This is a genomic window from Rugamonas sp. FW305-51, from assembly GCF_058786935.1.
In genome coordinates this window covers 48,495-57,999 of the sequence record NZ_JBYSZG010000014.1, presented here as the reverse complement: position 1 = coordinate 57,999, position 9,505 = coordinate 48,495, and the positions used below count along the sequence as shown (strand labels likewise).

Sequence of the window (9,505 nt, the reverse complement as noted above, 5' to 3'; positions counted from 1 at the left end):
GGCCGCGCTTCCGCGGCGACGGGGCGGATCACACCCGGCACGCTGCCGGTGCTGCGTCAGGACCAGCCGGCCAGCGCCGCCGCCAACGACGCCCTCTGGTGCGGCAGCACCGGCATGCTGCGCGCCGCCGCCAGCGCGGGCGAACTGGAAATGCTGACGACCGACGACAACTTCTGGACCTTGCATTTCCTGCCCGAAGGCGAGGGCTGGCAAGTGGTGCTCAAGCTGGCCGGGGCGGCGCCGTTCGCCGCGCGCCTGCTGCGCGAACAGACCATGCTGCGCGTGGTCGATGGCGGCGGCGCCATCGTGCTGCAGGGCCGCCTGGACTCAGATGGCGAATGCGAAAAGAGCTGGCCGTTCGCCACTGCCCCGGCGCCGCACTTCCACCTGTACGGCGCGCGCTTCGCCGTCGAACCGGTCGCACCCTGAGTCATGGGACTGTTCAGACGCCGCCGCCGTCAGCCGACCGACACCAGCGCGCTGGGACGGTCGCAGATCGCCCAGCGCCTGGACCAGGGCGATATCGCGCCCGGGGTATGCTGTGTCGTCATCTTCAACCCGGGCGGCTATGCGCGCCGCGCGGCGGCCGGCAAGATCAACTGCGCCGAAGGTGAATCCGTATTCTGCTTCCACCCCGGCCCCTACAGCGTCGACCTGACTCCGTTCGCCGCCGCGCCGGAGCTGGGCCTGCGCCTGCAGTTCGTCATCGACGCCGTCGATCCCCGCGTGACGCAGCAGCGTTTCGACCTGTTCCTGTACAGCGAGGCGGAGGCCGGGCTGGATGTGGACGGCATGCGCGGGCGGATCGAGGCCGCCGTGCGGACGGAGCTGGCCCAGGGCACGCTCGAACTCCCACCCTGCACCACGCTCGACGAGTGGAACGCCTTCCGCGCGGGCCTGAACCAGCTGCTCTACACCCGCTTCGGCGTCACGGTGGACGATTGCGTACCAGTCGATCTTGGGGACGGCGTCGATTACGCCGACATCCTCGCCGAACGGGCCTTGCAGGCCGCCGCCGCAGCGGCGCCTGCCCCGGACGGGCCTGATTCCGCCGTAAGCGGCGCTGGTGCCGCCGTCCCCGCCGCAAGTGGTGCCGGTGCCGCCACCTCCGGCGCCACGGCTGCCGGCACCGGCCCGCAAGGATGGGAAGCCCCCGGTTACGTTGCCGGCAAGGTCGGGCCATCGGCCGGCCTGCCGCCCGCGGACAGCGACGCACGCTCCATGCGCCGGCTGTTCCTGGAACTGCCCGCCCTGACTACGGCACTGCGCCTGGCGCCCCTGCCTGCCGGCCCCGGGCCGTTCCAGGCCCAGCAAGCGTTGTTGCAGCGCCTGGCCTTGCTCAAGCTCGGTGTGGACACCATGCCGTCGCTGGCCTGGGCCGCACCGGATCAGCCGCTGGAGGCGGACCAGCAGGCCCGCCGCAGCCGTAACAGTACAGCCGCCGTGGCCGCGCTGGACGAGGCGTGGTCACTGTTGGCCCGCCTGCAACTGGCCGTACCGGTACAGTGGGCCGAACTGTCCGACGAGGCGGACCGCATCTGCGCCAATCTCGAACAGGCCCTGGCCCTGCGCCGCGCACCGTACGAACCGATACACGAGGACGAGCTGGCGCCGTCCGCCCGCCGGGAGCCATCGCTATGACCCTGCCTGCCACCGCACTATGCCTGGCCTTGCTGGCCGATGGCCGCCTGCTGACCATCACGGCCAGCCGCCGCCCGCGCGCCAACCGGGCCGACGTCAAGTGCACCGTGGCCGGTGCGCCGGCCATCTGCGAGCGCATGCAGGAAGTGGTGCGCCTGGCCCGCCACACGGAAGCGCGCTTCGACAGCCGCGAGCAGGTGGTGCTCAGCATGGATACGGCGCCGGAGCCGGACGAACGCGATTGGGAACTGGCTGCCGTGCTGGCCGACCGCATGGTGCGCGGCCTGTACCGGCCCACCGGCGGCACCGTGCTGGCCCATGGCCGCTCCGACGCCTGGCATCTGGGCCGGGTGGCGGCCGGCATCCCGCTTGCAATCGAGCGCATCCATCACCATCTGCCGGAAATGCCGGCGCTGGTGGCGGGCGCCGGCACGGCCGTGGCGCCGGACGTCGCCTGCCTGTCCATTTCCCACCTTGGCGGCTTGAACGGCCATCCCGATCCGGCTGCCGCCGTATCGGCCGCCATGGCCTGGTTCCCCCTGCACAGCGGCGGCGTCAACGATAGCCTGGGCTGGGTCGAGGTGAGCGTCTACCCGATCGGGCAGGGCGGGGCGGACGAGGAGGATACGATCGCGGCGCCGGGCCTGGACCTGGGTGGGCAGCTGGCCGTGCGCCAGGCGCTGGCCGGCGCCCGCCATTTCGACGGCCGGGGCCTGGGGCGCTGGCGCAGCGTGGTGCGCTTCGGCCAGCCCCGGTTCCAGGGCGCGTCCTACGAACTGGCGCTGGTCATGGCCGACCGCCTCGCGCGCGGGCGCGAGTGCGTGCCGCGCGGGCGCATCATCGCCACCGGCTGCTCCAGCGCCTGGCATGCGGGCCGGGTGGAGACGGTGGAAGGATGCGGGCCCAAGCTGGAGTTGATAATGAAGCAAGCAGCGACAGGCGACCGGGTGTTGCTGCCGGCCGATTGGCAGGGGCAATTGCCGGAGGGCTTCGGCGCCGCATTGCGGGCGCGCGGCGCCAGCTACGCATGCATAGAACGAATTGGCATGATCTGAATCGTGCGCAAAATGAGTACCGGCAGGCCCCTGCTAAAATCGTTGGCGGGCTGGGGCGGTTGCGGTGGATGAACCCAAGAAGGAGTCTGGCATGTTCCAAATGTTTGGTTTTGGCGGCGTCAAGTGTCCGCGCTGTGGGCACAAGAATGACGGGCAGTCGGGCTATTGCGCCGATTGCGGCCTGACGCTGGGCGCACCGCGCAACGAACCGGTGCTGCGCGACAATCGCTGGATACCCGCCGCCGACGAACTGGCCGTCTATTTCGGCGTGCGGGCGCTGGCCGGCATCTTCACCAAGACCCTGCGCGTGCCGGCCACGGCCCGAGCCTACATCCTGCAGGCCGACAAGGCCACCGAAGTGCCGCAGGGCGAATATGAGATCGAAGGCTTCTTCACGCGCCTGAACCACCTGCTGCGCAACCAGCACGCGGAAATCCTCGTTACACGCGGCACGCCGCTGCCGGTGGAGTTCGCGTTCGACGACCTGCACACGGCCGAACACCTGAAGATATCGGCCCGCTTCACGGTCGGCATCCGCATCGAGAACGTACCGGCCTTCGCCCAGCACTTCATGACGGCGCCGGGCACCGTCACCACCGGCCACCTGCATGAGTTGCTGGCGTCGTCCGTGCGCCAGCTGGCGGCCGAATTCGTCGGCGCCCGCTCGATGCGCGACATGGCCCACAATCCCGACCTGCGCGCCCAGCTGGACGAACGGCTGCAGGCGGCGCTCAAGCTGCGCCTGGCCGAATTCGGGCTGGCCGTGGCGCAGGTGGAAACGGCCGCCCTGCGGCACGACAAGTTCGACAACAACCGCGAGCGCATCGGCACCCTGTGGCTGGTGGCCGACGAGCGCCACGTGCAGCTGGAACATGTCAAGCAGCTCGATCAGATCTACGACGAGGAAGAATGGCAGGCCATCTGGCGCGAGGAGCAGAAGATGCGCACCCAGTACCGCCGCGCGGAACTGCGCCAGGACGCCAGTGTCGAAAAGGCCGAGCTGACGTTGCAGGAAGCGGAGCGGGTGCAGGCCATCCGCGCCCGCGAGGTGGACCTGTACGGCCGCATCATGGAGTCCAAGACGCGCAAGGTGGCGTTGGAAAAGGGCGCCGGCACCACGCTGGCGGAGCTTGAACATGAGCTGGCGAAAAGCCGCGCCGTGCGCGCCGGGGACGCGGCCGAATGGGAGCATGTGCGCGAACTGGCCCAGATCAGGATGCGCACCGGGCTGGAAATCGCCCAGCAGGAAGCGGCCGAACAGCGGCAACTGGCGCAGCAGCGCTTTTCGCACAAGCTGCACCAGCTGGCCATTGAAAACCAGATCGCCCAGGCACTGGCTATCGAGGATGAATCGCACCGCCGCGCCGAACTGGCCCGCCTGCGCCAGCGCGAGGCGGACGACAAGGAGCGCGAGGCGCAGCTGGAAGCGGAGCACCACATCGCCCGCCACCAGGGGCTGGTCCTGGCCAACCTGGCGCGCCGGCGCGAGGCCGAACGCGTCCAGGAGTGGGAAGACCAGATGCAGCTGGCGCGCCAGCGCGAGCTGCTGCGCGGGGACGCCGTCAAGGACGCGTCCAACGCCGTGCAGGTGGCCGAGATCAGCCAGCAGATCGAGGAGTTGCGCCGCACGGGCGCCCAGGCCGACGCCATCGCCCAGCACGAAAAGCTGCTGCGCACGATAGAGGCCGACAGCATCCACACCCGCAACAACCAGGCCAACGCGCGCCAGGCCATGCTGGACCAGCTGGCCGTCGACGAGCAGCGCCAGATGTTGCAGGAGCGCGAGCGCGAAGCCCAGTGGCAGCGCGAGCTGAAGGCCATGGAACATGAGCGCGACGAGAAATTCGCGCGCTGGAAAGGCGAGTACGATTTGCTGCTGGCGCGCCAGGCGCACGAGCTCGCGCATGTGGAAGCGATCGGCAAGCTGAGCGACATGGCCATGGTGGCCACGGCCGCCGTGCCCAATGCGGAAGCGGTGGCGCGCGTCATGCAGCTGCAGATCCAGGGCGGCATGTCGCCGGACCAGATCCAGTCGCTGGCTGCCGTGGTGGCCGCCGAGCGCGGCGTCAGCCCGGCCGAGGCCATGCGCCTGGCGCGCGAGCAGGTGCTGGAAGAACGCGCCCTGCGCGGCGCCGACGTGGACAAGGACCGCCGCCACCAGCTGGACCTGCTCAACCTGCAGAACGCGGCCAGCGCCGTCGCGCTGACCACGCAAAGCCAGCTCGGTGTCGGCGTGGCCCGCGCCGGCATCCCGGACCGTGGCACACTGGCCGTCGCCGCCGCGGCACCAGCGACGGCTATGACGACAGTCGCTGTGACCTCGACCTCGTCCGCCCCGGCGGCGTCCGTGCGCTGCTGCCGCAACGGCCACCCGCTGCGGCCGGACTCCCCGCATGACAAATTCTGCGCCGAATGCGGCGTGCCGCTGACGTCTTGATGGAGCAGGAAAAACACTCGCAATGATGCAAACAGCAAGAGACAAGATCCGCGAACTGCGCGCCCTGCATGAGGATGGCCTGTTGAGCCTGCAGGAATTCGATCGCCGCAAGAACGCCATCCTGGACGCCGAATACGCGCCGCCGGCGGGCAGCGGCGCGCCCGTGCTGGCGCGCCAGGGCACGGAGCTGGGCCTGATGGGAGGCCAGGAAATCGGCCCGCAGAACCGCCGCTACCGGCTCGAGCGCCTGATCGGCATGGGCGGCATGGGCCAGGTGTGGCTGGCGACCGACCTGGCCACGCACGCCGAACTGGGGCACAGCGACCAGGTGGCGCTGAAGATCCTGCCGCCGCAGCTGACCCAGAGCGCCACCCACGCCAAGCTGCTGATCGAGGAAGCCACCCAGGCCCGCAAGCTGGCCCACGAGAACATCGTGCGCGTGTATGAGTGGGCGCAGGACCCGGCCACCTCCAGCTATTTCATCATCATGGAATACCTGGAAGGCCAGGACCTCGATGCGCTGCTCGCGCACGAAGGCCCGATGGCGCTGGAGCGCGTCTGCCAGCTGCTGCAGCCGGTGGGCGAGGCGCTGCACTACGCCTGGGACAAGCACAAGCTGGTGCACCGCGACATCAAGCCCGGCAACGTGTTCCTGACCCAGCGTGGCGAGATCAAGCTGCTCGACTTCGGCATCGCCTCGCGCGCGCGCAGTGCCGGCAGCAGCCTGGGGCTGGAAGTACCCAACGCCGGCACGGCCGGCTACCGCGCGCCGGAAGCGGGCACCCATCAGCGCCAGCCCAGCCCCCGGCTGGACGTGTACGCCGTGGCCGTGATGGTCTACCAGCTGCTGGAAGGGCGCATGCCGTTCGACGATGTGCGCAGCGCCGACTTCCATCCGTCCGCGCCGGCGGCGCTCAACCTGCGCCAATGGCAGGTGCTGCAGGCGGGTTTCGCCTTCGCGCAGGAGCGCCGTCCGGCCAGCGTGGCCGAATTGCTGGAGGCGCTGCGCCGCGCCGCCGGCCCCAGCGAGGAGGAACTGGCGGCCCAGGCGGCAGCCGTCGAACAGGCCCGCGCCCGCGAAGCGCTGCGCCAGAAGGAGCTGGCGGCCCAGGCCGAACAGGGCCGCCTGGCCGAGCAGCAGCGCCAGGCGGAGCTGGCCGCCAAACGGCAGGCCGAGATCCAGGCCGCCGCCCAGGCCGCGGCGCTCGAGAAGGTCAGGCTCGACAAGCTGCGCCGCGAGCAGGAAGCCCGCCAGCGTGCCGAGGCGGAAGCGGCGGCCAAGGTGCGCAAGCAGCAGCTGCGCGAGCAGTTGCTGGCCCGGCGCGAGGCCGACGCCGCCGCCGCCCGCGCCGCGCGCGAAGAGCAGCAGCGCAAGGCCATGCAGCTCAAGGCGGAAGCAGCCTACCGCGCCGAGCAGGAGCGCCACCGCAAGGAGCAGGCCGAACGCAACGCGGCCGAACTGGCGGCCTTGCTGCCCACGCCCGGCAGTCCCGTGGCCGATCCCAGCGGCGTGTTGCGCGACCGCTTCCTCGACGGCACGGGCGTGGGCCCGGAGCTGGTGCTGATACCCACCGGCCGCTTCCAGATGGGTTCACCGGAACACGAACAGGCCGTCGCCATCAAGGCCGGCGCCCAGCAAGGCTGGCTGGAACGTGAAACGCCCCAGCACTGGGTGGGCATCGAGCATTCCTTCGCGCTGGGGCGCCATCCCGTCACGGTGGGGCAGTGGAAGCTGTTCGCCCGCGCCACGGGCTGGGAGTCGCTGTCCGACACGGACTGGCGCCAGCCCGGCTTTGCGCAGACGGACGACCATCCGGTGGTGGGCGTGAGCTGGAACGACGCGCAGCGCTATGTGCATTGGCTGTCCGAGCGCACCGGCCAGCTGTACCGGCTGCCCAGCGAGGCGGAGTGGGAATATGCTTGCCGGGCCGGCACCAGGACGGCGTTCAGCTTCGGCGACGAGATCAGCACCGAGCTGGCCAACTACGACGGTAACTACACCTACAACGGCAGCGCGCGCGGCGAGTTCCGCCAGGGGACGACCAAATGCGGCACGTTCGCGCCCAATCCCTGGGGCCTGTTCGACATGCACGGCAACGTGTGGGAATGGGTGCAGGACGTGGTGCACGATAACTACCTGGGCGCGCCGGCCGACGGCAGCGCATGGGAGGCCGGCGGCGACCAGGTGCGGCGCGTGCTGCGTGGCGGCTCGTGGCTGTACAACCCGCGCTATCTGCGCTCGGCCGTGCGCAACGGCTACTCGGCGGTGCTGGCCAACGACATCGTCGGTTTCCGGGTGGCGCGCAAATTGACGTAGATGGCAGCCGTTGGCTGGGAATTTGGGTGGTGAAGCTGTATAATGCTGGTTTTTGCCGGCAGTTGCCTAACTTTTCAGGACCATACGATGAGCGCTTTACCTCCATGCCCCAAATGCCATTCCGAATTCACCTATGAAGACGGCGACCAGTACGTGTGCCCGGAATGCGCCCACGAGTGGAGCGCGCAAGCTGCCGAAGCGGCCGAAGAAGGCGCCAAGGTGTACCGTGATTCCGTCGGCAACATCCTGCAGGACGGCGACACCGTCACCGTCATCAAGGACCTGAAGCTGAAGGGCGGCGGCGGCACCGTCAAGGTGGGCACCAAGGTCAAGAACATCCGTCTGGTCGACAGCGATCACGACATCGATTGCAAGATCGACGGTTTCGGCGCCATGAGCCTGAAGTCGGAATTCGTCAAGAAAGTGGTGTGATGCCCGGGCGGCCCCGTGCCGCCTGCGTTGCCCGACAGCGGCGGCCTTCCCGGGCCGCCGTTTGCATTTCCGGCGCCGCCATTGCGCTCTTGGGGCAGGCGCGAATCGCCCAAACGGTGTAAATTGTCGGTTCTGTATCATTGCCCAACAAGGAACGCCATGACTATCAAAGTAATCCGCGACCAGTCGCTGCCGATGCGCCACATCGTCCACGTGCGCAACCACCTGATCTCGACCGACGGCACGCTGGAAGAGGGCGGCAACGACGCCGGCCCTTCGCCGCACGACCTGTACGACGCCGCCATCAGTTCCTGCAAGGCGTTGACCGTGGTCTGGTACGCCAAGCGCAAGGGCATCCCCGTGGAACAGGTGGAAGTGACGACCGAGCGCGACGCGAGCGATGAGCGCAAGGGCACTTATCGCCTGGCCACCACGCTGCACCTGACGGGCGAGCTGACGGAGCAGCAGCGCGCCGACCTGCTGGCGGTGGCCCAGAAATGCCCGATCCACAAGCTGATGACGGCCGTGACCACCGAAGTGACGACCGTGCTGGGGTAAGCGCCATGACCATTTCCACCGTTTTAAAAGGCCACGAGAAGGATCTGGGCGGCGGCCTGGTGGTGCGGCGTTTCCTGCCGGCCGCCGTCAAGCAGGCCGTGGGCCCGTTCATCTTCTTCGACCATTTCGGCCCGATGGACGTGGCGCCGGGCGCCAACCACGACGTGCGGCCCCATCCCCACATCGGCCTGGCCACGGTCACCTATCTGTTCGAAGGGGCGATGGACCACCGCGACAGCATCGGCTCCGTGCAGCGCATCGAACCGGGCGCCATCAACTGGATGACGGCCGGACGCGGCATCGTCCACTCCGAGCGCACCCCCAAGGACCTGGTGGACCGCCCGCACCGCACCCACGGCCTGCAGCTGTGGGCCGCGCTGCCGCTGGCGCACGAGGAAGATGAACCGAGCTTCTGCCACACGGCGGCCGACGAGATTCCCGAGCTGACGGTGCAGGGCGCCCGGGTGCGGGTGCTGATCGGCAGCGCCTTCGGCAAGACCTCGCCTGTGCGCACCTACAGCCAGACCCTGTATCTGGATGTGACGCTGCAGGCGGGGCAGGAGATCGGCCTGACCGGCCTGCCGCCGGAAGCGGCCATCTACCCCATCAGCGGCGCGCTGGAAGTGGACGGCGTGCCGCTGGCGCTGCACACGATGGCGCTGCTCGACACGGCCACGCCCCAGCGCGTGCTGGCCGGCTCGGACGCGCAGTTCGTCGTGATCGGCGGCGAGCCGCTGGAAGGGCGGCGCTTCATGTCGTGGAACTTCGTCTCCTCGCGCAAGGAACGCATCGTGCAGGCGTCCGAGGACTGGAGCGCCCAGCGCATGGGCCAGGTGCCGGGCGAAACGGAATGGATTCCGCTGCCGCAAAGGATGCCGATCTGACCTGAACCGTCCGCGCCATACGCGCCTGCCCGATACCGTTGGTGTAGGCGCGTAACGGACTGTTTGTCGTCCATGGCGGCAGATGGTGCTCAAACTGTGGTGAGTAGGCGAAGTCAAGTGGTCGCTTGATGGGCGCCTTGATCTGCATCAAGGTTTTCTTCTGTTCCATCCGGGTACAGTG

At 69.0% G+C, this 9,505-nt stretch carries 8 protein-coding genes; all 8 read left to right on the top strand.

The window, feature by feature from the left end:
- On the top strand, positions 1–429 hold a 429-nt coding region (locus tag AC3WOS_RS12075), incomplete at its 5' end, for a hypothetical protein (RefSeq protein ID WP_492716200.1).
- A 3-nt stretch (positions 430–432) separates the two neighbouring features.
- Entirely contained in the window at positions 433–1,641 is a 1,209-nt protein-coding gene (locus AC3WOS_RS12070; protein WP_492716199.1) for a hypothetical protein, read from the top strand.
- Positions 1,638–2,696 (top strand): hypothetical protein, encoded by a 1,059-nt coding sequence (locus tag AC3WOS_RS12065; RefSeq protein ID WP_492716198.1) that lies wholly within the window; start codon positions 1,638–1,640, stop codon positions 2,694–2,696. Before AC3WOS_RS12070 ends, AC3WOS_RS12065 begins: the two co-directional genes overlap by 4 nt.
- A 91-nt stretch (positions 2,697–2,787) precedes the next feature.
- Entirely contained in the window at positions 2,788–5,133 is a 2,346-nt protein-coding gene (locus AC3WOS_RS12060; protein WP_492716197.1) for a coiled-coil domain-containing protein, read from the top strand.
- Positions 5,134–5,155: 22 nt separating this feature from the next.
- Positions 5,156–7,450 (top strand): SUMF1/EgtB/PvdO family nonheme iron enzyme, encoded by a 2,295-nt coding sequence (locus tag AC3WOS_RS12055; protein WP_492716196.1) that lies wholly within the window; start codon positions 5,156–5,158, stop codon positions 7,448–7,450.
- Between the two features lie 87 nt (positions 7,451–7,537).
- Positions 7,538–7,882, top strand: a complete 345-nt coding sequence (locus tag AC3WOS_RS12050; protein ID WP_492716195.1) for a zinc ribbon domain-containing protein YjdM — start codon at positions 7,538–7,540, stop codon at positions 7,880–7,882.
- Positions 7,883–8,041: 159 nt separating this feature from the next.
- Positions 8,042–8,440 (top strand): OsmC family protein, encoded by a 399-nt coding sequence (locus tag AC3WOS_RS12045; protein WP_492716193.1) that lies wholly within the window; start codon positions 8,042–8,044, stop codon positions 8,438–8,440.
- Positions 8,441–8,445: 5 nt separating this feature from the next.
- Entirely contained in the window at positions 8,446–9,324 is an 879-nt protein-coding gene (locus tag AC3WOS_RS12040) for a pirin family protein (RefSeq protein ID WP_492716192.1), read from the top strand.
- The last annotated feature ends 181 nt before the right edge of the window (positions 9,325–9,505 follow it).